Below are 25,314 nucleotides of genomic sequence, written 5' to 3'. Positions count from 1 at the left end.
ACCGGGACGGGGCCCGGGGAGTGCCCTCTACAATCGGATGGTTATGCCATACCTGGACCATGCGGCGACCACGCCGATGCTGCCCGAGGCGATCGCCGCGATGTCGGCGCACCTGGGGGTGGTCGGCAACGCCTCGTCCCTGCACGCGGCCGGCCGCCGGGCCCGCCGGGTGGTCGAGGAGGCCCGCGAGTCGCTGGCCGACTCGCTGGGCGCCCGCCCGAGCGAGATCGTGCTCACCGGCGGGGGCACCGAGTCCGACAACCTCGCCGTCAAGGGCCTGTACTGGGCCCGCCGGGACGCCGACCCGGCCCGCACCCGGGTGCTGTGCAGCCCGGTCGAACACCACGCGGTGCTGGACGCGGTGCACTGGCTCTCCGAGCACGAGGGCGCCGACGTCGAGTACCTGCCGGTCGACCCGCTCGGCCGGGTGCACCCGCAGGCGCTGCGCGAGGCGATCGAGCGGGACCCGTACTCGGTCGCGCTGGTCACCGTGATGTGGGCCAACAACGAGGTCGGCACCGTCCAGCCGGTGCGCGAACTCGCCGCCGTCGCGGCCGAGTACGGCATCCCGATGCACGCCGACGCGGTGCAGGCGCTCGGGCAGGTCCCGGTCTCCTTCGCCGAGTCGGGGCTCACCGCGCTCACCGTCACCGGACACAAGATCGGCGGCCCGTTCGGCATCGGCGCGCTGCTGCTCTCGCGCGGCGCCGCGCCCGTCCCGCTGCTGCACGGCGGCGGCCAGGAGCGCGACGTCCGCTCCGGCACCCTGGACGCGCCGGCCGCCGCCGGCTTCGCCGCCGCCGCGGCCCTCGCGGTCGAGCGCCAACCGGAGCACGCGGTCGTGCTCGGCGCGCTGCGCGACGAGCTGATCGCCGCCGTGCTGGCCACCGTCCCCGCCGCGGTGCTCAACGGCGACCCGGCCACCGAGGGGCGGCTGCCCGCCAACGCGCACTTCTCCTTCCCCGGCTGCGAGGGCGACGCGCTGCTGATGCTGCTCGACGCCCAGGGCATCGAGTGCTCCACCGGCTCGGCCTGCTCGGCCGGGGTGCCGCAGCCCAGCCACGTGCTGCTCGCGATGGGCGTCGACCCGGCGCTGGCCCGGGCCTCGCTGCGGTTCTCGCTCGGGCACACCTCGGTGCGCGAGGACGTGACGGCGCTGGTCGAGGCGCTCGCCCCGGCCGTCCAGCGCGCCCACAACGCGGGGCTGGCCTCGGTGCGGCGATAGTTCCTTGGCGCGGCCGGGCATGGACGGTGGCCCCGTACTCTTGTAGTCACCATGACTGACTTCCCGGGTGCCCCGACCACTCCGTCCACCGGCCGTCTGCGCGTGCTCGCGGCGATGTCCGGCGGCGTCGACTCCGCCGTCGCCGCCGCCCGCGCCGTCGAAGCGGGGCACGAGGTGACGGGCGTCCACCTGGCGCTGTCCGCCAATCCGCAGTCGTTCCGTACCGGGGCCCGCGGCTGCTGCACCATCGAGGACTCCCGGGACGCGTGGCGGGCGGCCGACGTGATCGGCATCCCGTTCTACGTCTGGGACCTCGCCGAGCGCTTCCGCGAGGACGTCATCGACGACTTCGTCGCCGAGTACGCGGCCGGCCGCACCCCCAATCCCTGCCTGCGCTGCAACGAGAAGATCAAGTTCGCCGCGCTGCTCGACAAGGCGATCGCGCTCGGCTTCGACGCGGTCTGCACCGGCCACTACGCCCGGATCGTCGACCTGCCGTCCGGGGAGCGCCAGCTGCACCGCGCCGTCGACGCGGCGAAGGACCAGTCGTACGTCCTCGGCGTGCTCGACGCCGACCAGCTCGCCCACTCCCTCTTCCCGCTCGGCGACACCACCAAGGACGCCATCCGCGAGGAGGCCGAGCGCCGCGGCCTGGCCGTCGCCAAGAAGCCGGACAGCCACGACATCTGCTTCATCGCCGACGGCGACACCCAGGGCTTCCTGGCCAAGCACCTCGGCACCGCCACCGGCGACATCCTCGACGCCGACGGCACCAAGCTCGGCGAGCACGACGGCGCGTACGGCTTCACCATCGGCCAGCGCAAGGGCCTGCGGATCGGCCGCCCGGCGGCGGACGGCAAGCCCCGCTACGTCCTCGACATCTCGCCGGTGAACAACACCGTCACGGTCGGCCCGCTGGAGGGTCTGGACGTCACCGGGCTCACCGCGATCCGGCCGCGCTGGTGCGGCACCGAGCCGCTCGCCGACGGCCGGTACACCGCCCAACTGCGCGCCCACGGCGAGGAGGTGCCGGTCTCCGCCTCCGTCGTGGACGGCGAGCTGCGGGTGCAGTTGGACAGCCCGGTGCGCGGCATCGCCCCCGGCCAGGCCGTGGTGCTGTACGACGGCACCCGCGTCGTCGGCTCGGCCACCATCGCCACCACCGAGCGCCCGGCAGTCCGGGCGTAGTCCGGCTCCGAGTGCCCGGCCGTCCGGTGCGGACGGCCGGGCTCGCTCAGTGCTGCGGGACGGGGTTGCCCGGGGAGTCCAGCCAGACGTGCTGGCCCTCCAAGGTGACCGTCAGGCCGAACCGCTCGTACCCGGGGCGGCCCTGGTCCGCCCACCACCGGTAGGCCGCTTCCAGCTCATCCCAGAGGTTCCGGGGGCCGGACTGGTACACCTCGTACCTCGTGCGGTCGCGCTCGTAGTCGGCGGAGGCCCAGGAGAGGGTGTCGCGGCTGTAGAGCCACAGTGTGTAGGCGTCGTTGTCGTAGCGCTCTGTCCGCCAGAACGTACCGGGTACGCCGGATCCGATGACGAACTGCTCGAACCACCCGCCCGTGGCCCGAGGGGACAGACTGGTGGTGCTCCGCACCCCGTGTGCTGGCCACTCCTTCCCGTGCAGGTAGGCGTCGAACGACGGCCGGTCCGTGCGCTGGTGGCGGAGTCGCATGAACGCGGAGCCTCGGGTGAACTGGCCGCTCGCGCTGGTCCCGTCGTCGTTCACGGTCAGACGGATGATCTGCTCGCCGCCGTACTCGGTGCCGACCGGGGCGACGATGATTCCGCCGGGGGCCGTCTGTTCCAGCCATGCGGGAGGGATCTCCAGCAGGGAGCAGGTGGCGATGATCCGGCTGTAGAGGGTGTCGTCCGGCGGCTGCCGGCTCATGGGGAGGTCGGCTTGGGCGTCGGGAGGTCCGCGTGCACGACCTACCCGAACGGGCGGGGGCTGGCGCCCCAACGGCCCTCGGTGAGCCGGTGGACCATCGCCAAGCCTCGACCCGACGTGGCGTCGGGCCCGGCCTGGATCATCACGGGCATCGAGCAAGAGCCGTCACCGACGAGGATGCGGATGATTCGGTCGCTCGGGCGGCGCACGGCGACAATCATGCGCGTCTGACAGTCGGTCCTGACGGCGTTGGTGGCCAACTCGCTGGCGATCAGGGAGGCATCGTCCACCAGATCGTCCGACCCCCACTCCCGCAGCTTCGCCACGACGAACCGACGCGCGGCGCCCACCGACTCGGCCTGGTACGGCAGGCGGATGGTCGTCGGTGTGGTGAAGCGAGCGGTATCCGGTGTAGCGACGGCAGTCAGCAGCGTTTCCCCAGTGCAGCCGATCAACTTGGTCGGCAAAGCGGTGAGTGGAGACATCAGGATTCGCTCCCGTGGATGGATCAGGGCGGCTGATGCCGAGTCGTCCATCGGATGGATGGCCTCGGTGAACTCTTCGGGCGGTACCGCGAGTACGGCCCGGTGCGTGAATACCTGGCACGATTCGATGAGGCGCGCAGAGCCCGGCTGCTCCTGCTCGCCGACATCATCCCGTCGCCTCGGGGAGGTTCGACGTGAGACCCGCACCCACCGACACCGATGCCTGGCACGCCTACCTCGCCGAGGGCAATGCCCGGCAGGCTCGCAAGCGCGTCTCTGCGGACGTGATCCTGCGCGACCAGGCTGGTCGCATCCTGACCGTCAACCCGACCTACAAGGAGGGTTGGGACCTGCCCGGAGGGATGGCTGAGGCCAATGAGTCGCCGGACGAGGCCGCAGTGCGGGAACTGCGCGAGGAACTGGGCCTGGAGATCACGGTCCACCGCCTGCTGGTCGTGGACTGGGTTGCCCCGCACGGCCCGTGGGACGACCAGATCGCGTTCATCTTCGACGCGGGTACCCTCTCGTCCGACCTGGCCGCGCGGGTGCGGCCGCACGACGACGAACTGTCCGAGGTCGTCTTCCTGTCCGCGCCGGAGGCCGCCGACCGGCTGCGAACCCGCCAGCGGAACCGGCTGAACGCGGCTGTGAGAGCGATCGCGGATGGCGGCTCACGGTATCTGCGGGACGGGGTGGAGACGTGGTGATGGATCCGGGACAGGAGAAGGACGGCCATGGTTGAGAACGGCAGGCAAAGGGCGCGGCGGGTACCTCTTCGAGGCGGGGATGCTCAAGCGGGCGAAGCGGTCGGGCTGGTGGATCGCCGGGGTGAAGGATCCCGAGACCATCGCGGAGCACTCCTGTGGATCGACAGCAGTCTCGGCAGCCTCAAGACCGAGTCCGCCCGCCAACTCGCCGAGGCGGCACTGTCGATGACCTCGCTGGAGTGGCAGCAGGCCTACCTCGCGTAGCGTGCATCCCGAACTCATGCGCGAGCACTCGCCGCAGTGAATTCATGACTGTCCGTCAAATCCGCTGATCTGTCGGCGTAAACTGCAATGGCCACCGCCCAGTTGGGCGGTGGCCATTCCCGCGTACGCCCGTAAACTTGGCGGTTCCGGCGCACGCGCATAACACCTCGGCCAGTATGCCAGCCCGGACGCGCTCCGGCTCGCATATCGGCCACGAAAGGCCGAACGTGCCCGTCGCCGTCACCACCGAAGCCCTCGCCCTCTCCCGCCCCACCGGCACCCCGCCCGCCAACGAGTTCCGGGTCCGCATCGGGCAGTGGATGCAGAGCGTCCCGACCGGTGGGCCCTGGAAGTCCCTCGGGCCGTCCTTCGTCCTCTTCCTCATGCACGCCGCGCAGAAGGCCGACGCGGACGGGACCAACCTCCACTGCCCGCCGTCCAACCTCTGGTTCTCCCGGGCCTGCCGGGTCTCCAAGGACTCCGTCCCCGGCTTCTACCGGGCCGCCGAGGCGGCCGGGGTCATGGCCCTCGTCCACGGCCCCTCCGGCACCCGGGTTCGCGGCTACGCCGTCACCGTGCCCCTGGGCGGCGTCCCCGACTGGGACGCCGCCCTCGCCGTCCTGCGCGCCGACGCCCGGCGCGTCAAGCAGGAGCAACTCCGCTGCGCCGCCGGTAAGTCCGCACGTGCGGAGTCGGTGAAGTCCGCACCTGCGGCGCTGCCGAGGCCGCGCTGCGGCGAACGGAAGTCCGCACGTGCGGAGCCGGACAAATCCGCACGTGCGGGCTCGTCGCTCCGCACGTGCGGACGCAACCAGGAAGTCCCTTACCAGGACAAGAAGATGGTTGCTGTTGTAGTGACGGGTACCACTCCGCGCGCGAGCGAACAGCCCGCACCGGCACCGCTGCCGCCGCCGCCCGACCCCACGGGCTGGGAGCGGATGACCGAGCACCTGCCGCCCGACCTCCAGGAGCCCGCCCGCGCCGTCCCGGAGGACGACCTGCTGCGCCGGTTCACCACCATGGCCGTCCGGGCGGGCTGGGCGTCGCCGGGTTGGCTGGCCGCCCGCCTGGCGTCCCACCGGCCCGAGAACCCACCCGGCGCCGACCCCGCGGATCGTCTCGCCGCCGCTCTGGTCGCCGTCCTGGGTGTCCTCTCGGACCGACATGCCCACCCGGGCCGGGGGATCCTGGCCTCCTGCACGTGAGCGGCAGCGTCGGCCAAGGGGGCGATCGTCCTGTCGACCCGGCCGGATCGAACGCTCCTGGCATACTCGGAGTGCCGGCTGCGCGGCTTCCTCGCACGGGACAACGCGACTGCCCGGGCCCGGGAGATGGACCACTACCAGCTCTCAGCACTCCGAAGGCCGAATCGGCAACTCGCCGCGGCCGCCGGCGCACCCTCCGGAGAGGACGACATGATGCTCGGAGGAGGCTGGCCGAGGCCTAAAGCCGGTGAGTGAGTGCGCCGGGGCGTGATAGACCAGATGGCACTATGAACATCACAGTCTTCTGCTCCGCGTACTCGCTCGACGACCGCTACACCGCCCCCGCCGCCGAGTTCGCGCGGCTCCTCGGCGAAGGTGGCCACACCCTGGTGTGGGGCGGGTCCAACGCCGGGCTGATGGGGCTGCTGGCCGACGAGGTGAAGGCGGCGGGCGGCAGGCTGGTCGGGGTGCTGGTCGAGATGCTGAAGCACAAGGGGTACGTCGGTGCCGACGAGCTGGTCATGACCCGTGACCTGGCCGAGCGGAAGGCGGAGCTGGCGTCCCGGGCGGACGCGATCGTCGTGCTCGTGGGCGGGCTGGGCACCCTCGACGAGGTGACCGAGGTGCTGGAGCTCAAGAAGCACGGCATGTTCGACAAGCCGGTGGTCGTCCTGGACACCGAGGGCTTCTACACGGGCCTGCGCACGCAGATGGAGCGGATGGACGCCGAGGGCTTCCTGCCCCGCCCGCTCGCCGAGCTGATCCGGTTCGCCGACACCCCGGCCGAGGTCTTCGCGCAGCTCAAGGCCTGAGAGGATCACCACCATGGCCACTCATCTGATCACCGGCGCCGGCTCCGGCATCGGCGCCGTCCTCGCCGAACGCCTCGCCGAGCGCGGGGACGACCTCTGGCTGCTGGCCCGCGACGCCCGCCGCGCCGCCGAGCTGCGCGAGCGCTTCCCCGGGGCGAAGACCCTGGTCGGGGACCTCGGCGACCCGGCCAAGCTCTCCTGGGCCTTCGGCCACCAGGCGCTGCCCGTCGAGCTGGACTCCGTGCTGCACGTCGCGGGCATGGTCGAGCTGGGCACGGTCGGCGACCTGTCGGTCAAGGCCTGGCAGGAGACGCTGAACGTCAACCTGGTCGCCCCCGCCGAGCTGACCCGGCTCCTGCTGCCCTCGCTGCGCCTGGTCAAGGGGCACGTGGTGTTCGTCAACTCCGGTGCCGGGCTGTCCGCCCATGCCGAGTGGTCGGCCTACGCGGCGAGCAAGCACGGCCTCAAGGCGCTGGCCGACGCGCTGCGCCAGGAGGAGCACCCGAACGGCGTCCGGGTCACCTCGGTCTACCCGGGCCGCACCGCCACCGCGATGCAGGCCAAGGTGCACCAGCAGGAGGGCAAGGCCTACGACGAGGACCGCTGGATCGCCCCCGAGTCGGTGGCCAAGGCGATCCTCGCCGCCCTCGACGCCTCCCGTGACGCGGAGCTCACCGACATCACCGTCCGCCCGGGGCGCTGAAACGCGCGCGGCGCCGCGCACTAGGCTCGGGCGGGTGAGCACCCCACAGCCCTTCCCCGACCTGCGCGGCGCCGCCACCGGCGTCGGTTCGCTGCCCGGCACCGACGCCCGGGAGGCCGCCAAGACCTCCACCGGGGCGTTGGAGCAGTTGCCGTTCCTGCCCGAACTGCCCGTCCGCGGGCCGGGTGCCGACATGATCGGCCGTGGCGCCGGCCTGCTGGTCGAGCTGTTCGCGCAGACCGAGCCGAGCGGCTGGCGCTTCGCCGACCGCCCCGGCCGGGACACCCGGCGCGCCCACTCCTGGCTGCGCGAGGACCTGGACGCGCTGGAGGAGTTCACCCAGGGCTACCAGGGCGCGCTCAAGCTGCAGGCCGTCGGGCCGTGGACGCTGGCCGCCTCGATCGAGCTCAAGTACGGCGAGAAGGCGCTCTCCGACGCCGGCGCCTGCCGGGACATCGCCGGTTCGCTCACCGAGGGCCTGCGCCGCCACCTCGCCGACGTCCGCAGTCGGGTCCCGGGCGCCCAACTGGTCCTCCAGCTCGACGAGCCCTCGCTGCCCGCCGTGCTGGCCGGTTCGGTGAAGACCGCCAGCGGCTTCCAGCGGCTGCGCTCGGTGGACCGGCAGGTCGCCGAGGAGGTGCTGCGCGAGGTCATCCGGGGCCTGGACGCGCCCGTCGTCGTGCACTGCTGCGCGCCGGACGTGCCGATCCCGCTGCTGCGCCGGGCCGGTGTGGCCGGGGTCTCGCTGGACTTCTCACTGCTGACCGAGCGGGACGACGACGACCTGGGCGAGGCGGTCGAGGCGGGCACGGCGATCCTCGCTGGTGTCGTGCCCTCCACTGACCAGGAGGTGTCCGACCCGGCCGGTAGTGTCCAGGGTGTCAGGACCTTGTGGCGCAGGCTCGGGTTCGCCCCGGAGCTGCTGGGCCGCCGCGTGCTGGTGACGCCGACCTGCGGGCTGGCCGGGGCGTCCCCGGCGTACGCGCGCAAGGCGCTGTCGCTTGCGGCGCGGGCGGCGCAGAGCCTGGTGGACAACCCGGAATGAGAACGTAGGAGGGCTTGCGGTGGTGGCTGTCGAGGGCTGGGAGGACGTCCCTGCGGAGGTGCGCAGGCGGCACGCCGAGCTGGTCGTGGAGATCACCGAGCACCGCGCCCGGTACTACGTGCAGGACGCCCCGGTCGTCAGCGACGCCGAGTTCGACGTCCTGATGCGCGAGCTGGAGGCGATCGAGGCCGCGCACCCGGCCCTGGTGACGCCGGACTCGCCGACGCAGGAGGTCGGCGGCGACGTCGCGGAGGGCTTCACCAAGGTCGAGCACCGCGAGCGGCTGCTCAGCCTCGACAACGCCATGGACGACGAGGAGCTGGCGGCCTGGGCGGACCGGGTCGCCCGCGAGCTGGACGGCATCGACTACCACTACCTGTGCGAGCTCAAGGTGGACGGCCTGGCCGTCAACCTCACCTACGAGCGCGGCCAGTTGGTCCTCGCCGCGACCCGGGGCACCGGCCGGGTCGGCGAGGACATCACCGCCAACGTCCGCACCATCAAGGAGATCCCGCAGCAGCTCACCGGCGACGACCTGCCCGAGCTGGTCGAGATCCGCGGCGAGGTCTACCTGCCGACCGAGGCCTTCGAGGAGCTGAACGCCTCGCTGGCGGCGGAGAACGAGCGCCGCCGGGCGGAGAACGAGGAGCGCGCCAAGGAGGGCAGGCGTCCGCAGGCGCTGGTCCACCTGTTCGCCAACCCCCGCAACGCCGCCGCCGGTTCGCTGCGCCAGAAGGACCCGCTGGTCACCGCGTCCCGTCCGCTGCACATGGTGGTGCACGGCATCGGCGCCCGGGTCGGCTTCGACATCGACTGCCAGTCGCACGCCTACGACCTGCTGCGCGCGTGGGGCCTGCCGACGGCCCGGCACAACAAGGTGGTCGGGACGCTCGACGAGGTGCGGGCGTTCATCGACCACTTCGGCGAGCAGCGGCACTCGGTCGAGCACGAGATCGACGGCGTCGTGGTCAAGGTGGACGAGATCGCCCTGCAGGGGCGGCTCGGTTCCACCTCCAAGTCCCCGCGCTGGGCGATCGCCTGGAAGTACCCGCCGGAGGAGGTCACCGGCAAGCTGGCCGCGATCAAGGTCGGCATCGGCCGCACCGGCCGGGCCACCCCGTACGCGGTGCTGGCCGAGCCGGTGAAGGTGGCCGGCTCGATGGTGCAGTACGCGACGCTGCACAACCAGCAGGTCGTCAAGGCCAAGGGCGTGCTGCTCGGCGACACCATCGTGCTGCGCAAGGCCGGTGACGTCATCCCGGAGATCCTCGGCCCGGTGGAGAGCCTGCGGGACGGCACCGAGCAGGAGTTCGTGATGCCCTCGCACTGCCACGAGTGCGGGGCCGAGCTGCGCCCGATGTCCGAGGGGGACATCGATCTGCGCTGCCCCAACGCGCAGTTCTGCCCGGCGCAGATCCGCGAGCGGATCGCCTTCCTGGGCGGCCGTTCCTCGCTGGACATCGAGGGCCTGGGCTATGTCGCGGCGACCGCGCTGACCCAGCCGCTGGAGCCGGCAGAGGCGCCGGTGCGGGACGAGGGCGACATCTTCGGCCTGACGATGGAGCAGTTGCTGCCGATCGAGGTGCTGGTCCGCGACCAGAAGACGGGCATGCCCAAGCTGGACGACCGCACCGGCAAGGAGAAGAAGGCCACCTTCTTCGCGAACCAGAAGGGCGAGCCCAAGAAGACGGCGGGCGTGCTGCTGGAGAATCTGGAGAGGGTGAAGGAACGTCCGCTGTGGCGTTTCCTCAACGGCCTCTCGATCCGGCACGTCGGGCCGGTCGCGGCGCAGGAGCTGGCACGGGAGTTCCGGGACCTCGACCGGATCTTCTCGGCCACCGAGGAGGAGCTGGCCGCCGTCGAGGGGGTCGGGCCGATCATCGCCCGCTCCGTCGTCGAGTGGTACCAGGAGGAGTGGCACCGGGAGATCCTGGAGAAGTGGCGTGCGGCCGGTGTCCGCTTCACCGAGGAGCCCGCCGACGAGGAGGAGGCGGAGCGCCCGCTGGAGGGCCTGACCGTCGTGGTCACCGGCACCCTGGCCGGGCACACCCGGGACGGGGCCAAGGAGGCGCTGACCTCGCGCGGCGCGAAGGTGACCGGTTCGGTATCGAAGAAGACAGATTTTGTTGTGGCCGGTGACAACCCAGGGTCCAAGTACGACAAGGCCGTTCAGCTCGGACTGCCGGTCCTGGACGACGCCGGCTTCGCCGTGCTGCTCGCCGACGGACCGGCCGCGGCCCGTGCCCACCTCGGCCTGCCCGAGGTCGGGGAGGCCCCCGCCGAGTCAGCTCCGGAGGCCGACCCGAGCGGAGCGTGACCGAGCCCGTCTTGTTATCGTCCTGATGCAACGTCACCGGGTGTCGCGCCGTGGAAGCGGGCATTGTGTCACTGTGCGACACCCGGGCGCGGTGGCGCGTTTCCGGTTGTCCGAAAGTCTGCCCACCGGGTGGACCCCGGCATACCCTGGAGCGCAACAGAGTGTCAGCAGGGGTGGGGGCACCGGCTGAGCCGGTGCTCCGCGGGGTCGCTCCATGCCCGGCAGCTGTCGGTACCGGCACGGTGCCTCACCGTAAGGCGGCCTGACGGGGCGGGCCCGACGGAGGACAGGGCTTATGGATCGTACGACCGGCGGTGCGCCCACACGCCCGCCGCAGGGGGTGGCAGGTGCGGTCCTGCTGCTCGGCGTGCTGCTGGCCGGTGCCGCGCCGCTCATCCCGCTGGCCGTCCTGGTCTACCGGTACGAGCCCGAACTGCTGCCGCTGTTCGCGGTGCCGCTGGCGGTGCTGGTCGCCGCCTGGCGGATCGCCCGCGACCGCGCCCGTGACCAGCTGACCGACCCGCTGACGGATCTGCCCAACCGTCAGGCCCTGTTGATGGCCGCCCAGGAGGCGATCGCGGAGCGCGCGGAAGGTTACAGCGTCGGTCTCATCCTGCTCGATCTCGATCGCTTCCGATCGCTCAACGACACCCTCGGTCACACCGCCGGCGACCGGCTGCTGGTGCACATCGCCCGCCGGCTGCACCGCGCGCTGCGTTCCGGAGGCCCGGCCGGCAGCGCCACCCGGGAGTCCATCGACGACGTCTTCGCGGGCCTGCCCCGGAACTACCGGCGCGGCCGTCCGATGGTGGCCCGGATGGGCGGCGACGAGTTCGCCGTGCTGCTGCCCGGCATCAACTGCCCGGACAGCCTGGAGCGGGTCGCCAAGGCGCTGATCGCCGAACTCGCCGCGCCGATCCGGCTGGACGGGCTGCTGCTCGTGCTGGAGGCCAGCGCCGGCGTCTGCGTCTACCCGCAGCACGCCCAGGACGCCGAGGCGCTGCTGCGCCGCGCCGACGTGGCGATGGGCCACGCCCAGCGCGGTTGCAGCGGCGTCGCGCAGTACGACGAGACCCAGGACGCCGACACGCCGTACCGGATAGGGCTGCTCGGCGACCTGCGGAGGGCCCTGGAGACCGGCGAGGTGCAGCTGCACTACCAGCCCAAGGTGGCCTTCGACGGCCGGGTGGTCGGCCTGGAGGCGCTGCTGCGCTGGGAGCGCCCCGGCCAGGGCCGGGTCTCGCCGGACGAGTTCGTCGGACTCGCCGAGTCCAGCGGCCTGATGCCCCGGCTCACCGACTACGTGCTGGAGGCCGCCGTCGGGCAGCTCGCCTACTGGCGGGAACAGGGCCTCCAGGTGCAGGTCGCGGTCAACGTCTCCCCGCGCGACGTGCTCAACCCCGGCTTCGCCCAGCGCGTCGCCGGCCACCTCGTCCGCCACCAGGTGCCGGCCCACGCGCTCCAGCTGGAGATCACCGAACGGCTGCTGCTGGACGACTCCCGCCGGGCCGCCGACACCCTCGCCGAACTGCGCGGCTACGGCGTCGGGATGTCCCTGGACGACTTCGGCACCGGCCACTCCTCGCTGGTGCGGCTGCGCAGCCTGCCGGTCGGCGAGCTGAAGATTGACCGTTCCTTCGTCTCCCGGATGGTCGCCGACGACCACGACGCGGCGGTGGTGCGCTGCTCGGTGGAGCTCGCCCACTCGCTGGGCCTGACCGTGGTCGCCGAGGGCGTCGAGGACGACGAGACCTGGGAGCGGCTGCACTGCATGGGCGTGGACGCCGTCCAGGGCTGGCTGGTGTCGGCGGCGCTGCCGGCCGAGCAGGCCACCGCCTGGCTGCGGGTGCACCGCACCGGCGCCCCGCCGGTGGAGCGGCTGGTCCCCCCGCCGGGCCGGCTGCCGTCGGCCCTCCACGCGGTGCAGGGGGGCCAGGGCCTGCCGGTCCAGCCGGTGCTGCCGCAGGCCGTCCAGCCGGTGGTCCAGCAGGCCATCGTGCCGGTGCTGCCCCCGACCCTCCCGTCGGTGCTGCCCCCCGTGCTGCCCCCGACCCTCCCGCAGGCCGTGCAGGCCGTGCAGGCCGTTCAGACGGTCCAGGCCGTGCCCGCGCCCCAGCCCGTGTCGGCCGCGCAGATCGAGATCAAGGCGCCGGGCACGCAGAGTTGGGCCCGCACCAGGCCGCAGTGACGGGCGCGCACGCTCACTCGTTGGCCGGTGGCCGGGCCGGGCCCCATAGGATGGGGTCCAAAGACCACGAGGACGGAGCACCGGACCGGTTGCTCCTGCCCGGGCCCGGCACCGCCTGCGCGCGGCGCCGGGCCTCACCAGAACTCACCCTGAGGATCGCTGCATGCCTGGCATCACGCGCGAGGAGGTCGCCCACCTCGCCCGGCTGTCGCGTCTTGAGCTGAAGCCCGAAGAGCTGGACCACTTCGCCGAGCAGCTCGACGTGATCATCGGCGCGGTCGCCCGCGTTTCCGAGGTCGCCGGACAGGACGTCCCGCCGACCTCCCACCCGCTCCCGCTGACCAACGTGATGCGCGCGGACGAGGTGCGGCCGTCGCTCACCCCGGAGCAGGCGCTGTCCGGCGCCCCCGCCGCCGAGGAGCAGCGTTTCCGTGTGCCGCAGATCCTCGGGGAGGACTGACCGAGATGACCGAGTTGATCAAGTACACCGCCGCTGAGACGGCCTCCGCCATCGCCAAGGGCGAGGTGTCCGCCGTCGAGGTGGCGCAGGCGCACCTGGACCGCATCGGCGCCGTCGACAAGAAGGTCAACGCCTTCCTGCACGTCGACACCGAGGGCGCGCTGAACGCCGCCAGGGCCGTCGACGAGAAGCGCGCCAAGGGCGAGGAGCTGGGCCCGCTGGCCGGCGTCCCGCTCGCGCTGAAGGACGTCTTCACCACCAAGGGCGTGCCGACCACCTGCGGCTCCAAGATCCTCGAAGGCTGGATCCCGCCGTACGACGCCACGCTGACCACCCGTCTCAAGGACGCCGGCGTGGTCATCCTCGGCAAGACCAACATGGACGAGTTCGCGATGGGCTCCTCCACCGAGAACTCCGCCTACGGCACGACCGGCAACCCGTGGGACCTCTCCCGCATCCCCGGCGGCTCCGGCGGCGGTTCGGCCGCCGCGCTGGCCGCCTTCGAGGCCCCGCTGGCGATCGGCACCGACACCGGCGGCTCGATCCGCCAGCCCGGCGCCGTCACCGGCACCGTCGGCGTCAAGCCGACCTACGGCTCGGTCTCCCGCTACGGCCTGGTCGCCTTCTCGTCCTCGCTGGACCAGGGCGGCCCGTGCGCCCGCACCGTGCTGGACGCGGCGCTGCTGCACGAGGCCATCGCCGGGCACGACCCGCTGGACTCCACCTCGATCGACGCGCCCGTCCCGGCCGTGGTCGAGGCCGCCAAGCTGCGCGACGTGCGCGGCATGCGGATCGGTGTGGTCAAGGAGTTCGCCGGCGAGGGCTACCAGGCCGGCGTGATGGAGCGCTTCAACGAGTCGGTGGAGCTGCTGCGCGAGCTGGGCGCCGAGGTCGTCGAGGTCTCCTGCCCGTCCTTCACCCTGGCGCTGCCCGCGTACTACCTGATCGCGCCCAGCGAGGCCTCGTCCAACCTGGCCCGCTTCGACGCGATGCGCTACGGCCTGCGGGTCGGCGACGACGGCTCCCGCTCGGCCGAGGACGTCACCGCCCTGACCCGCGAGGCCGGCTTCGGCCCCGAGGTCAAGCGCCGCATCATCCTCGGCACCTACGCCCTCTCCTCGGGCTACTACGACGCCTACTACGGCTCGGCCCAGAAGGTCCGCACGCTCATCTCGCGCGACTTCGACGCCGCCTTCGCGGGCGTGGACGTGCTGGTCTCGCCGACCACGCCGACCACCGCCTTCCCGATCGGCGAGCGCGCCGACGACCCGATGGCGATGTACCTGGCCGACCTCTGCACGATTCCGTCGAACCTCGCGGGCAACGCGGCCATGTCGCTGCCCTGCGGTCTGGCCCCGGAGGACAATCTCCCGGTCGGCCTGCAGATCATCGCACCCGCGATGGCGGACGACCGCCTGTACCGGGTGGGCGGCGCCGTCGAGGCCGCACTCAACGACAAGTGGGGGCACACCCTGCTGGAGGAGGCACCGGCACTGTGAGCAAGATCGAGAAGGCCAAGGCCCCGTCGTCCCTCAAGGCACCGTCGTCCCTGAAGGGCTTCAAGCACAGCAAGCCGGGCCTGTGGCTGTCCATCGGCACCAGCGCCTTCGGCGCGGTCTCGGTCGTCAAGGACGTCCGGAAGGCCCGCGAGGAGAGCGACACCCTCAAGCTGGTCAACGCCCTGGTCGGCGCCGCCGCGCTGATCACCGGTACCGCCCTGCTGGTGCGCGAGCTGCGCCAGCTCGGCTCCGACGACGTCCTGCTGGGCTGAGCTGAGCGCCCCGGCCCGGCCCCGCGCGAGCGGCGGCCGGGCCCGTACCTCCCAAGTCTTTTAGTGAAGGGGACGCTGTGAGCGTCATGAACCTGGTCTCCTACGAGGACGCTCTCGCGTCGTACGACCCGGTGATGGGCCTTGAGGTCCACGTCGAGCTGGGCACCAAGACCAAGATGTTCTGCGGTTGCTCGACCGAGCTGGGTGCCGAGCCGAACAGCCAGACCTGCCCGACCTGCCTGGGCCTGCCCGGCTCGCTGCCGGTGGTCAACGCGATCGGCGTGGAGTCGGCCGTCAAGATCGGCCTGGCGCTGAACTGCGAGATCGCCGAGTGGTGCCGGTTCGCGCGGAAGAACTACTTCTACCCGGACATGCCCAAGAACTTCCAGACCTCGCAGTACGACGAGCCGATCGCCTTCAACGGCTACCTCGACGTGCAACTGGAGGACGGCTCGACCTTCCGCGTGGAGATCGAGCGCGCCCACATGGAGGAGGACACCGGCAAGTCCAGCCACGTCGGTGGCGCCACCGGCCGCATCCACGGCGCCACCCACTCGCTGCTCGACTACAACCGGGCCGGCATCCCGCTGATCGAGATCGTCACCAAGCCGATCGTCGGGGCCGGTGAGCGCGCCCCCGAGGTCGCCAAGGCGTACGTCGCCGAGCTGCGCGAGCTGATCAAGGCGCTGGGCGTCTCCGAGGCGCGGATGGACAAGGGCCAGATGCGCTGCGACGTCAACCTGTCGCTGCGCCCCAACGGCACCGAGACCTTCGGCACCCGTTCGGAGACCAAGAACGTCAACTCGCTGCGCAGCGTGGAGCGGGCCGCCCGGTTCGAGATCCAGCGGCACGCCACGGTGCTGACCGACGGCGGCACGATCATCCAGGAGACCCGGCACTTCCACGAGGAGGACGGCAGCACCACCTCGGGCCGGATCAAGGACAACGCCGAGGACTACCGCTACTTCCCCGAGCCGGACCTGGTGCCGATCGCCCCCGCCCGCGCCTGGGTCGAGGAGCTGCGCGCAGGCCTGCCCGAGCTGCCGCGGGTGCGCCGGGCCCGGCTGCAGGCCGAGTGGGGCCTGTCCGACAAGGACATGCAGTCGGTGCTGAACGCCGGCGCCGTCGAGCCGATCCAGGAGACCATCGCCGCCGGCGCCCCGGCCGACCAGGCCCGCAAGTGGTGGATGGGCGAGCTGGCCCGCCGGGCCAACGAGACCGGCACCGAGCTGAGCGAGCAGCCGATCACTCCGGCGCAGGTCGCCCGGGTCACCGCGCTGGTCGCCGAGGGCAAGCTGAACGACAAGCTGGCCCGCCAGGTCATCGAGGCCGTGCTGGCCGGCGAGGGCGAGCCGGACGAGGTCGTCGAGAAGCGCGGCCTGGCCGTCGTCTCGGACGACTCCGCGCTCGGTGCGGCCGTCGACCAGGCCATCGCCGAGAACGAGGCGATCGCCGCCAAGATCCGCGACGGCAAGGTCGCCGCGGTCGGCGCGCTGGTCGGTGCGGTCATGAAGGCCACCCGGGGCCAGGCCGACGCGGCCCGCGTCAAGGACCTGATCCTGGAGCGGCTCGCCGCCGAGGGGCAGTAAGCACTACCCAGAGAATCTGGGCGCCTTTGCCTGAGGTCCTAAGGCATCTAAGGCACCTAAGGCCCTCTAAGTAAGGCCTAAGGCCCGGTCTCACCTCTAAAACGAGGTAAGACCGGGCCTTGGTCGTTCCCGGGGCCCCGATCTAAGGCATCCGGGGCCCGGAAGATCGGTAGGGCTTCCGATGCGGCACCCCCCGCTGGGAGAGGAAGCTCTTACTCGACAGCGAAACGCAGTGAAACCCACAGGGGGAACCGAAAGTGATCGAGTACGAGCTCATCCAGCAGCACGCCCACGAGCTGGCCGTCCGCGCCGAGCACGAGCGCCTGGTCCGGGAGGCCAAGGAGGGACGCCGCCTGCGGCAGCGTCCGGTGGCCGCCCGCTTCCAGCGGCGCCCCGCGCGCCAGCGCGAATGCTGACGGACCGGCACCACGACGGTGCCGAGGGAGTTTCGGAGGGGGAGGCGCAGCAGGGGAGCGCCTCCCCCTCCGGGCGTTCGCCAGGGGAGATAACCCCTCGGCCCGCCACCTCCGGCTATGGCATGCTCGCCTCCATGCAGCAGATATCGGTGAGTCCCGTCTTCGTCGGCCGCGGCAGCGAGATCACCGAACTGACCGACGCGCTGCGCCGGGCGGGCTCCGGCAGCCCGCAGGCCGTGCTGATCGGCGGCGAGGCGGGCGTCGGCAAGACCCGGCTGCTGGAGGAGTTCCTGCTGCGGGCCGCCGCCGGGGGAGCGGTCACCACGCTCGGCGGCTGCCTGGAGATCGGCGCCGAGGGCCTGCCGTACGCCCCGCTGGCCGCGGCGCTGCGCCGGCTGCACCGCTCGCTGGGCGCCGAGCTGGAGGCCGCGGCGGCCGGCAGCGAGGGGCACCTGGCCCGGCTGCTGCCAGAGTTCGGCGAGGCCGACGGCGAACCCAACGACGAGTACGGCCGGGCCCGGCTGTTCGAGCACACCGCGAGGCTGTTCGAGCGGCTCGGCGCGGAGCGTACCCTCGTGTTCGCCGTCGAGGACCTGCACTGGTCCGACCGCTCCACCCGCGAACTGCTCGCCTTCCTGGTCCGCACCCTGCACCGGTCCCGGGTGCTGCTGGTCGCCACCTACCGCTCCGACGACCTGCACCGCCGCCACCCGCTGCGCCCCTTCCTGGCCGAGCTCGAACGGCTGCGCACCGTCCAGCGGCTGGAGCTGGAACGGTTCGGCCGCGGCGAGGTCGCCGCCCAGCTGGCCGGCATCCTCGGCACCGCCGACCCCGACCGGAAGCTGGTGGACCGCATCCACCGCCGCTCCGAGGGGAACCCGTTCTTCGTCGAGGAGCTGGCCACCGCCTTCGAGGACGGCTGCGGCGCCGGGCTCACCGACTCGCTGCGCGACATCCTGCTGGTCCGGGTGGAGAGCCTGGACGAGGAGGCCCAGCGGGTGGTGCGGATCGCCGCCGAGGGCGGCTCGCACGTCGAGCACGCCCTGCTGGCGGCCGTCCTGCACGACGACGAGGAGGCGCTGATCGAGGCGCTGCGGGCGGCCGTCGGCGCCAACATCCTGCGCCCGGACGGTGAGGGCGAGGGCTACCGCTTCCGGCACGCGCTGGTCCGCGAGGCGGTCTCGGACGACCTGCTGCCCGGTGAACGGCACCGGATCAACCGCAAGTTCGCGCTCGCCGTGGAGGCGAAGCCGCAACTGGTCTCCTGCGACGCCCTGCCCGCCCGGCTGGCCAACTACTGGTACCACGCGCACGACCCGGCCCGCGCCCTGCCGACCGCCCTGGACGCCGCCCGGGCGGCCCGCCGCCGCAACGCCTTCGCCGAGCAACTGGGCATGCTGGAACGGGCCCTGGAACTGTGGGACATGGTCTCCGAGGAGGTGCTGGCGCACACCCTGCGCCCGTACGACTGGGCCGAGACCTATCCGCCCGGCTCCTGCGACCACAGCACCGCCGAGGGGGACTGCGACCGGATCCAGCTGGTCGACGTGCTGGCCGAGGCGGTGGTCGCGGCCCGGCGCTGCGGCGACCGCGAGCGCGGCCTGAGCCTCGCCAGGCGGGGGCTGCGGCTGGTCGACGAGGCCGTGCACCCGGTGCGCGCGGCCTGGTTCCGGATCAACCGGGCCCGGATGCTGGGCAATCTGCGCCGCTCCGGCGACGACGAGGAGATCCTCCACGCGCACCGGCTGGTCGACCACCTGCCGCCGTCCGCCGTCCAGGCCGAGGTGTTCGCGCTCGGCGCCGGGGTGGCGATGCTCAAGAAGCCCGGCCCCGAGCACATCGAGCTGGCCGAGCGGGCGATCCGGATCGCCCAGGAGGTCGGCGCGCACTCCGTCGAGGTGCACGCCCGGATGACGCTCGGCGGCCTGCGCTACGACGTGCACGGCGACGCCGACGGCGGGCTGGCCGAACTGGCCGGGGCGGTCGAGGCGGCCCGCCGGCTGGGCGTGCCCGACCTGCTGCTGCGCGGCGTCAACAACCTGGCCAGCATGCAGCGCGGGGTGGGCCGGGCCGAGGAGGCGGTGGTGCTGGCCCGCGAGGGCCTGGTCTACGCGGACGGCAACGGCCTGCTGCGCAACATCGGCACCATCCTGACCGGCAACCTGGCCGAGGCGCTGACCGACCTGGGGCGGATCCGGGAGGCCGCCGAGGTGCTCGACGCCTGCGAGCTGACCAGCCTGACCGGCACCCACGCCGAGTTCCTGGACCGGATGCGCGGCGACCTCGCGCTGCTGCGCGGGGACCTGGCCGGCGCGGCGACCATGCTGGCGCAGGCCCGGTCGGCCAACCGGGTCGGCCAGCTCCAGCACAGCGTGCCGATCAGCCGGCTGGCGGTGCGGATCGCCGCGCTCGCCGGCCGGCCGATGGAGGCCCGGGAGGAACTGCTCGCCGCGCTGGCGGAGGAGGGGCGGCTCGGCCACGAGTCCGACGTGTACCCGCTGCTGGTCGAGGCCGCCACGGTGGAGGCGGACAGCCGGGGCCTGCCGGAGGCCGCGGCGGGCCGGGCCGAGGCGCTGGCCGCGATCGCCGCGCGGGCGGCCCGGCTGCGGCCGCGGGCGCCGGTGCACCACGGCTGGGCCCGGCTGCTGGAGGGCGAACTGGCCCGAGCCGAGGCCGCCGACACCCCGGAGCAGTGGGCCGCCGCGGTCGCCGCGCTGCGCCCGACCGGGCTGCCGTACCCGCTGGCGGTCGCCCTGCTGCGGGCCGGCGAGGCCGAGGTGCTGGCCGGGCGGCGCGAGGCCGGGGCCGCACTGCTGCGCGAGGCGCGGGAACTGGCCAGCGTCCGGGGCGACCGTCCGCTGCTGGCGGAGGTCGCGGGCCTGGCCGACCGGGCCGGGCTGACGCTGACCCCGGTGGCGGCCGCGGGCCCGGCCGCCGGGCCGGCCGCGACCCCGCCCGTCGGGGAGTCCTTCGGCCTCACCCCCCGTGAGCGGGACGTGCTCCGGTTGCTGGCGCGCGGCTGGAGCAACCGGCAGATCGCGGAGGAGCTGTACATCTCTCCGAAGACCGCGAGCGTGCACGTTTCCAACATCCTGGGCAAGCTCGCGGTCACCGGCCGGGGTGAGGCGGCGGCGCTGGCGCACCGGTTGCGGTTGTTCCCGGACGATCCGGCTTAGGCCGGACAGGACCTGGGCCGTGTCCGGCCCGGGCCTCCCGATGACCCGTGCGCCCGGCGCCGGGCCCCCGACCGTCTCCGGTCCGGGTGGCCCGGGGCCGGGCGCCGTCGCGTGCTCCCGTGCGCGCCGCGTGAGCCCCCGGCCGCGCGCCGCCGCCAACCGGGCCGATCCGCCGGAATCGGGTGCATTTCCCCACCCCGTCGCCATTACTCTAAGTTGAGTGCATGTGTCATTGAGTGACGGATTTGGTGTAGGGTCCCGATCGGGAACATCGGTGCGGTGTGGTGACCGGAAGGCCGCCCACCCCCTGGGCCTCCGTCCTGACGGGGCGCCAGGCCACCGCGTACGGCCAAGAGGCGCGCGGCCGGTGGCCCGTGGCCGGGGCGCCAGGCCCCGGGCCGGAGGGGGAGAGGCCGAGTGAGCTCCACCGATACGGTGCTGCCCGGGGCCGGACGGCCGGGCGTGCCACCCGCCGACGCGTCCGAGCCCGACGCGTCCACGCCCGGCGCAGCCGCAGCCGGCGCGTCCGCCCCCGGCCGGCGCGGCCCGCTGTGCCGGCTCCGGGAGAGCCGGACGCTGCCCGGCCTCGTCCTCGGCGCGCTCTGCCTGGCCTACGCCCTGGGTGCCGCCACCGGCTGGGGTTCATTCCAACTCTCCATCTTCATGGGAGACTTCGGCCTGGCCGCGGCGGCGCTCGCGGCCGCGCTGTCCTGCCTGGTGTACGGCTGCACGGCCGGCGGGCGCGCCCGCCCGGCCTGGCTGCTGTTCGGCCTCTCCTCGCTCATGGTGGCCTGCGGCAACGGCACCTGGGGCTGGTACGAACTGGTCGCCCGCAGCCCGCTGCCGCAGGACTCGCTCGCCGAGTACGCCTTCCTGCTGTTCTCCCCGCTCGCCATCACCGGTGTGCTGGTGCTCGCCCAGCGCCCGCGCTCGGCCGCCGGCTGGCTCTGCCTGCTGCTCGACGGCTGGCTGATCGCCGGCTCGCTGTTCACCCTCAGCTGGAGCCTGGCGCTCGGCCGGATCGCCGCCGGCGAGGCCGGCTCGCCGCTGCGGCTGGCCCTCAACCTGGCCTACCCGGTCCTGGACATCCTGCTGGTCAGCCTGGTCGTCGGGCTGCGCTTCGGCGGCCGGGACGGCAACCGGGCGGCCGTGCACACCGCGATGGTGGCGCTGGCCGTCACCGTCCTGTGCGACGCCCTGTTCACCTCCCCGGAGCTGCGCAGCAGCTACCGCTCGGGCGAACTGCTGGACGCCGGCTGGTTCTCCGGCAGCCTGCTGCTGGCCTGGGCGCCGTGGTCGCCGCGCTGGCGCCGCCCGCTGCGCGAGCACCCCTCGGCCGGAGGCCTGCCGCGCCGCCGGGTGGCCACCACCTTCAGCGCGCTCACCCCGTACGCGGCCGCCGCGGTGTGCACCGCCGGGATCCTCTACAACGCCCTCGGCGGGCGGGAGTTGGACCGGGTGGTGGCCGCGGCGGCCTGCACCGTCGGCCTGGCACTCATCCTGCGCCAGGGCGTGATGCTGCTCGACAACCTCTCGCTCGCCCAGGAACTCGCCCACAAGGAGGCGCACTTCCGCTCCCTGGTGCAGGGCTCCAGCGACGTCATCATGATCGCCGGTGCCAACGGCGTGCTCTCCTACGTCTCCCCGGCCGCGCTCGGCGTCTACGGGCGGGACCCGGAGGAACTGGTCGGCGGCAACCTGCTGGACCTGGTCCACCCGGAGGACGTGGACCGGGTGCTCGCCGAGGTCCGCCGCTACCTGGCGAGGGTCCGGCTCACCGCCCACCGCTCCCCGGGCACCGCCGAGCCGTCCGCCCGGGTGGAGTGCCGGATCAGCTCCGGCGACGGCGAGTGGCTGCACGTCGAGTCGACGGTCAGCCGGCACCGCGACGGCCTGATCCTCAACAGCCGGGACGTGACCGAACGCGTGATACTCCAGGCCCAGTTGCAGCACAACGCCTTCCACGACCCGCTCACCGACCTGCCCAACCGGGCGCTGTTCGCCCAGCGGCTGCGGGCCGCCCTCGGCGCCCGCGGCCAGCAGGGCGAGGGCGGCGCCGGGGTCGCGGTGCTCTTCCTCGACCTGGACGGCTTCAAGGCGGTCAACGACACGGCCGGCCACCAGGTGGGCGACGAACTGCTGGTGCAGGCGGCCCGCCGGCTCCAGGGGGCCGTCCGCTGCGGGGACACCGTCGCCCGGTTCGGCGGCGACGAGTTCGCCGCGCTGGTCTGCGGCCCGCTCGGCCGGCTCCAGGTCCAGGAGCTCGCCGAGCGGCTGCGGGTCGCGCTCTCCGAGCCGTACTGGATCGGCGGCGCCGAACTCGGTGTCGCCGCCAGCATCGGCATCGCCTTCGGCACCCCCGAACGCGGCCCGGCCGCCGACCCGAGGGCGGCCACCGACGAGCTGATGCGCAACGCCGACCTCGCGATGTACCGGGCCAAGTCCGAGGGCAAGGGCCGGGTGGTGCTCTACAACCCCGCGATGCGGGCCGATCTGGAGCGCCGCACCGAACTGGAGGAGCGGCTGCGGGCCGCCGTCCGCGAGGGCGGCTTCACCCTGCTCCACCAGCCCGTGGTGGACCTCGCCAGCGGCGCGGTGACCGGCGTCGAGGCGCAGGCCCGCTGGCGCTCGGCGGGCGGACTGCTGCTCACCCCGGCCGAGTTCCTGCGCTCGGCCGACCACGGCGACGCGGCCACCCGGTTCTCCCGCTGGCTGGTCCAGGAGGCGGTGACGGCCGCGGCCAACCGGCGCGGCCAGTCCGGCCGCGGCCGCAGCGGCCCCGCGCCCGTCCCGGTCGCGGTCCGGCTCTCCACCGAGCGGCTGTGCTCGCCCGGTCTGTACGAGACGGTGGCCGCGGCGCTGCGCGACAGCCGGCTGCCGGCCGGCGAGCTGGTGATCGAGGTGGCCCGGATGGGCCCGGACTCGCTCGCCGACGAACTCGGCCGCCGGCTGGCCGCGTTGCGCCGGCTCGGGGTGACCACCGTGCTGGCCGGCTACGGCGCCGGCAGCGGCTCGCTCGGCGAGCTGGCCCGGCTGCCCCTGGACGGCCTCAAGCTGGACCGCACGCTGGTGCAGGACCTCGGGGAGTCCGCGCTCAGCCGCACGCTAGCCGGGCACGCCCTGCGGCTCGGCCACGACCTCGGTCTGGTCACCGGCGCCGAGGGGGTGGACCTGCCCCGCCAGGTCGCCGCGCTCCAGGAGCTGGGCTGCCGGCAGGGCCAGGGTTCGGCCTTCGCGCCGCCGCTGGACGAGACCCGGCTGCGCCGGGCGCTGGTGCGCCGGGGCTACCCGCTGCCCAGGCCGCTCGGCTCGGTCTCGGCCCGGCGCGCGTACCTGGCCGCGGAGGCCCGGACGGGTGGCCGCGGGGAGGGCGGCGGGGGGCGTGTCGTGCATCACCACGGAGCCCCCGACCTGCCCGAACGCCGCGCGGCGACCGGTCCAGGGTCGGGTCCGCATGGCGAGACGGTCATCCCACCTGCTTGACACGCGCCCCCGGACAGGAGGAGGGTCGTTGCCATGCGCACCCGAATTCTCGTACTTGGCGGGCGCGTCGGCTGAGCGGGCTCACACGCCCCGCTTGTGACAGACCGACGCGCCACCCCTCGCATGCCCTTGGCACGAGGGGTTTTTTGTTGCACTGACGCTGTTCCACCACCGCAAGACCCCTGGTCCCGACCGCCCGATCCGCCCCGATTCCCGGGGAGGAAGCGGGACGATTGGGGCAGAGCCGGCGATCGGCCCGCAACCGGGACCCCACCTTCGCACCACCGGGGCCCGCAACCACCGGGCCGGCACATTCCGAGAAGAGACAGGCAGATGACTGAGCACGCCGCATCCCCCCGCCGCGGGGACACCACGGCCGCCCACGCTCCCGCTCCCCAGCACGTCGTCGAAACCATGACCGGCGCCCAGTCGCTCATCCGCTCGCTGGAGGCCGTGGGCGCGGACACCGTCTTCGGCATCCCGGGCGGGGCCATCCTTCCCGCGTACGACCCGCTGATGGACTCGGCCAAGGTGCGCCACATCCTGGTCCGGCACGAGCAGGGCGCCGGCCACGCCGCCACCGGCTACGCCCAGGCCACCGGCCGGGTCGGGGTCTGCATGGCCACCTCCGGCCCGGGCGCGACCAACCTGGTGACCCCGATCGCCGACGCCTACATGGACTCGGTGCCGATGGTCGCGATCACCGGCCAGGTCTCCTCCAAGGCGATCGGCACCGACGCCTTCCAGGAGGCGGACATCTGCGGCATCACGATGCCGATCACCAAGCACAACTACCTGGTCACCGACCCCGCCGAGATCCCCCGGGTGATCGCCGAGGCGTTCCATATCGCCGCCACCGGACGCCCCGGCCCGGTCCTGGTCGACATCGCCAAGGACGCGCTCCAGGCCACCACCACGTTCCGCTGGCCGGTCGAGCTCTCGCTGCCCGGCTACCGGCCGGTCACCAAGCCGCACGCCAAGCAGATCCGCGAGGCCGCGAAGATGCTGGTGGGCGCCAAGCGCCCGGTGCTGTACGTCGGCGGCGGCGTGATCAAGGCGCAGGCCACCGCCGAGCTGCGGATCCTCGCCGAGCTGACCGGCGCACCCGTGGTCACCACCCTGATGGCGCTCGGCGCCTTCCCCGACAGCCACCCGCAGCACCTGGGCATGCCCGGCATGCACGGCTCCGTCCCGGCCGTCACCGCACTCCAGAAGACCGACCTGCTCTTCACCCTCGGCGCCCGCTTCGACGACCGCGTCACCGGCAAGCTGGACAGCTTCGCCCCGCACGCCAAGGTCGTCCACGCGGACATCGACCCCGCCGAGATCGGCAAGAACCGCCCCGCCGACGTGCCGATCGTCGGCGACGCCCGCGAGGTGCTGGCCGATCTGATCGTGGCCGTCCAGGCCGAGTTCGACGCCGGACACAAGGGCGACTACTCGCAGTGGTGGGAGAAGCTCGACGAGTGGAAGAAGACCTACCCGCTGGGCTACGAACCGGCCCCGGCCGGCCGGCTCTCCCCGCAGCAGGTCATCGAACGGATCGGCCGGCTGGTCGGCCCGGAGGCGATCTACGCCGC

The 25,314-nt window shown here is 73.1% G+C and carries 18 protein-coding genes and 2 pseudogenes; 18 read left to right on the top strand and 2 right to left on the bottom strand.

The window, feature by feature from the left end; all coding sequences use genetic code 11:
- The first annotated feature begins 43 nt into the window (after positions 1-43).
- Complete coding sequence (locus ACIO9K_RS18580; RefSeq protein WP_400331137.1) at positions 44-1,225, top strand: cysteine desulfurase family protein; 1,182 nt, start codon at positions 44-46, stop codon at positions 1,223-1,225.
- 51 nt (positions 1,226-1,276) lie between these two features.
- Positions 1,277-2,413: a tRNA 2-thiouridine(34) synthase MnmA gene (gene mnmA, locus ACIO9K_RS18575; protein WP_400331134.1), complete on the top strand. Its 1,137-nt coding sequence runs from the start codon at positions 1,277-1,279 to the stop codon at positions 2,411-2,413.
- 46 nt (positions 2,414-2,459) lie between these two features.
- Here mnmA and ACIO9K_RS18570 read toward each other — a convergent pair whose 3' ends face one another.
- Positions 2,460-3,113 carry a hypothetical protein gene (locus ACIO9K_RS18570; RefSeq protein ID WP_400331131.1) on the bottom strand — a complete coding sequence of 218 codons (654 nt, stop codon included), beginning with the start codon at positions 3,111-3,113 and terminating at the stop codon, positions 2,460-2,462.
- 41 nt (positions 3,114-3,154) lie between these two features.
- On the bottom strand, positions 3,155-3,649 hold the full coding sequence (locus tag ACIO9K_RS18565) for an ATP-binding protein (RefSeq protein WP_400331128.1): 495 nt from the start codon (positions 3,647-3,649) through the stop codon (positions 3,155-3,157).
- A 143-nt stretch (positions 3,650-3,792) separates the two neighbouring features.
- On the opposite strand from ACIO9K_RS18565, the gene ACIO9K_RS18560 reads away from it, so the two are divergent.
- From ACIO9K_RS18560 to ilvB, 16 genes and pseudogenes are all read left to right on the top strand, one after another.
- The gene (locus ACIO9K_RS18560) at positions 3,793-4,305 is read left to right on the top strand and encodes an NUDIX domain-containing protein (protein WP_400331125.1); all 513 of its coding nucleotides are present in this window, start codon (positions 3,793-3,795) and stop codon (positions 4,303-4,305) included.
- A gap of 79 nt (positions 4,306-4,384) precedes the next feature.
- A pseudogene (locus tag ACIO9K_RS18555) lies at positions 4,385-4,459 on the top strand (HAD family hydrolase); the annotation flags it as partial.
- Between the two features lie 337 nt (positions 4,460-4,796).
- Positions 4,797-5,774: a hypothetical protein gene (locus ACIO9K_RS18550; protein ID WP_400331122.1), complete on the top strand. Its 978-nt coding sequence runs from the start codon at positions 4,797-4,799 to the stop codon at positions 5,772-5,774.
- A gap of 287 nt (positions 5,775-6,061) precedes the next feature.
- A complete protein-coding gene (locus ACIO9K_RS18545) occupies positions 6,062-6,586 on the top strand; it encodes a TIGR00730 family Rossman fold protein (protein WP_400331119.1) in 525 nt (174 codons plus the stop codon).
- A 13-nt stretch (positions 6,587-6,599) separates the two neighbouring features.
- Positions 6,600-7,289: an SDR family oxidoreductase gene (locus ACIO9K_RS18540; protein WP_363582130.1), complete on the top strand. Its 690-nt coding sequence runs from the start codon at positions 6,600-6,602 to the stop codon at positions 7,287-7,289.
- A 34-nt stretch (positions 7,290-7,323) separates the two neighbouring features.
- Positions 7,324-8,334 carry a methionine synthase gene (locus tag ACIO9K_RS18535; RefSeq protein ID WP_400331116.1) on the top strand — a complete coding sequence of 337 codons (1,011 nt, stop codon included), beginning with the start codon at positions 7,324-7,326 and terminating at the stop codon, positions 8,332-8,334.
- 22 nt (positions 8,335-8,356) lie between these two features.
- On the top strand, positions 8,357-10,651 hold the full coding sequence (ligA, locus tag ACIO9K_RS18530; protein ID WP_400331377.1) for an NAD-dependent DNA ligase LigA: 2,295 nt from the start codon (positions 8,357-8,359) through the stop codon (positions 10,649-10,651).
- A gap of 358 nt (positions 10,652-11,009) precedes the next feature.
- A pseudogene (locus ACIO9K_RS18525) lies at positions 11,010-12,497 on the top strand (putative bifunctional diguanylate cyclase/phosphodiesterase); the annotation flags it as partial.
- A gap of 505 nt (positions 12,498-13,002) precedes the next feature.
- Positions 13,003-13,299: an Asp-tRNA(Asn)/Glu-tRNA(Gln) amidotransferase subunit GatC gene (gene gatC, locus ACIO9K_RS18520; RefSeq protein ID WP_030057414.1), complete on the top strand. Its 297-nt coding sequence runs from the start codon at positions 13,003-13,005 to the stop codon at positions 13,297-13,299.
- Between the two features lie 5 nt (positions 13,300-13,304).
- Positions 13,305-14,798, top strand: a complete 1,494-nt coding sequence (gene gatA, locus ACIO9K_RS18515; protein ID WP_363582136.1) for an Asp-tRNA(Asn)/Glu-tRNA(Gln) amidotransferase subunit GatA — start codon at positions 13,305-13,307, stop codon at positions 14,796-14,798.
- Positions 14,795-15,070 carry a hypothetical protein gene (locus ACIO9K_RS18510; protein ID WP_350884604.1) on the top strand — a complete coding sequence of 92 codons (276 nt, stop codon included), beginning with the start codon at positions 14,795-14,797 and terminating at the stop codon, positions 15,068-15,070. Before gatA ends, ACIO9K_RS18510 begins: the two co-directional genes overlap by 4 nt.
- A gap of 77 nt (positions 15,071-15,147) precedes the next feature.
- Positions 15,148-16,659, top strand: a complete 1,512-nt coding sequence (gene gatB, locus ACIO9K_RS18505) for an Asp-tRNA(Asn)/Glu-tRNA(Gln) amidotransferase subunit GatB (protein WP_400331110.1) — start codon at positions 15,148-15,150, stop codon at positions 16,657-16,659.
- 257 nt (positions 16,660-16,916) lie between these two features.
- On the top strand, positions 16,917-17,075 hold the full coding sequence (locus ACIO9K_RS18500) for a hypothetical protein (protein ID WP_159398431.1): 159 nt from the start codon (positions 16,917-16,919) through the stop codon (positions 17,073-17,075).
- A 134-nt stretch (positions 17,076-17,209) separates the two neighbouring features.
- The gene (locus tag ACIO9K_RS18495) at positions 17,210-20,251 is read left to right on the top strand and encodes a helix-turn-helix transcriptional regulator (RefSeq protein WP_400331107.1); all 3,042 of its coding nucleotides are present in this window, start codon (positions 17,210-17,212) and stop codon (positions 20,249-20,251) included.
- 549 nt (positions 20,252-20,800) lie between these two features.
- Complete coding sequence (locus ACIO9K_RS18490; protein WP_400331375.1) at positions 20,801-23,734, top strand: putative bifunctional diguanylate cyclase/phosphodiesterase; 2,934 nt, start codon at positions 20,801-20,803, stop codon at positions 23,732-23,734.
- Between the two features lie 333 nt (positions 23,735-24,067).
- On the top strand, positions 24,068-25,314 hold a 1,247-nt coding region (gene ilvB, locus ACIO9K_RS18485; protein ID WP_400331104.1), incomplete at its 3' end, for a biosynthetic-type acetolactate synthase large subunit.

It is taken from the genome of Kitasatospora sp. NPDC087271 (assembly GCF_044744605.1).
In the GTDB taxonomy this organism is placed as follows: domain Bacteria; phylum Actinomycetota; class Actinomycetes; order Streptomycetales; family Streptomycetaceae; genus Kitasatospora.
The sequence above is the reverse complement of the archived record's forward strand: the minus strand, read 5'-3'. Positions and strand labels throughout refer to the sequence as shown.

Coding starts and splice junctions, on each gene's coding strand:
- ACIO9K_RS18580 (WP_400331137.1), top strand. CDS start 44: ATGCCATACCTGGACCATGCGGCGACCACGCCGATGCTGCCCGAGGCG.
- mnmA (WP_400331134.1), top strand. CDS start 1,277: ATGACTGACTTCCCGGGTGCCCCGACCACTCCGTCCACCGGCCGTCTG.
- ACIO9K_RS18570 (WP_400331131.1), bottom strand. CDS start 3,113: ATGAGCCGGCAGCCGCCGGACGACACCCTCTACAGCCGGATCATCGCC.
- ACIO9K_RS18565 (WP_400331128.1), bottom strand. CDS start 3,649: ATGGACGACTCGGCATCAGCCGCCCTGATCCATCCACGGGAGCGAATC.
- ACIO9K_RS18545 (WP_400331119.1), top strand. CDS start 6,062: ATGAACATCACAGTCTTCTGCTCCGCGTACTCGCTCGACGACCGCTAC.
- ACIO9K_RS18540 (WP_363582130.1), top strand. CDS start 6,600: ATGGCCACTCATCTGATCACCGGCGCCGGCTCCGGCATCGGCGCCGTC.
- gatC (WP_030057414.1), top strand. CDS start 13,003: ATGCCTGGCATCACGCGCGAGGAGGTCGCCCACCTCGCCCGGCTGTCG.
- gatA (WP_363582136.1), top strand. CDS start 13,305: ATGACCGAGTTGATCAAGTACACCGCCGCTGAGACGGCCTCCGCCATC.
- ACIO9K_RS18495 (WP_400331107.1), top strand. CDS start 17,210: ATGCAGCAGATATCGGTGAGTCCCGTCTTCGTCGGCCGCGGCAGCGAG.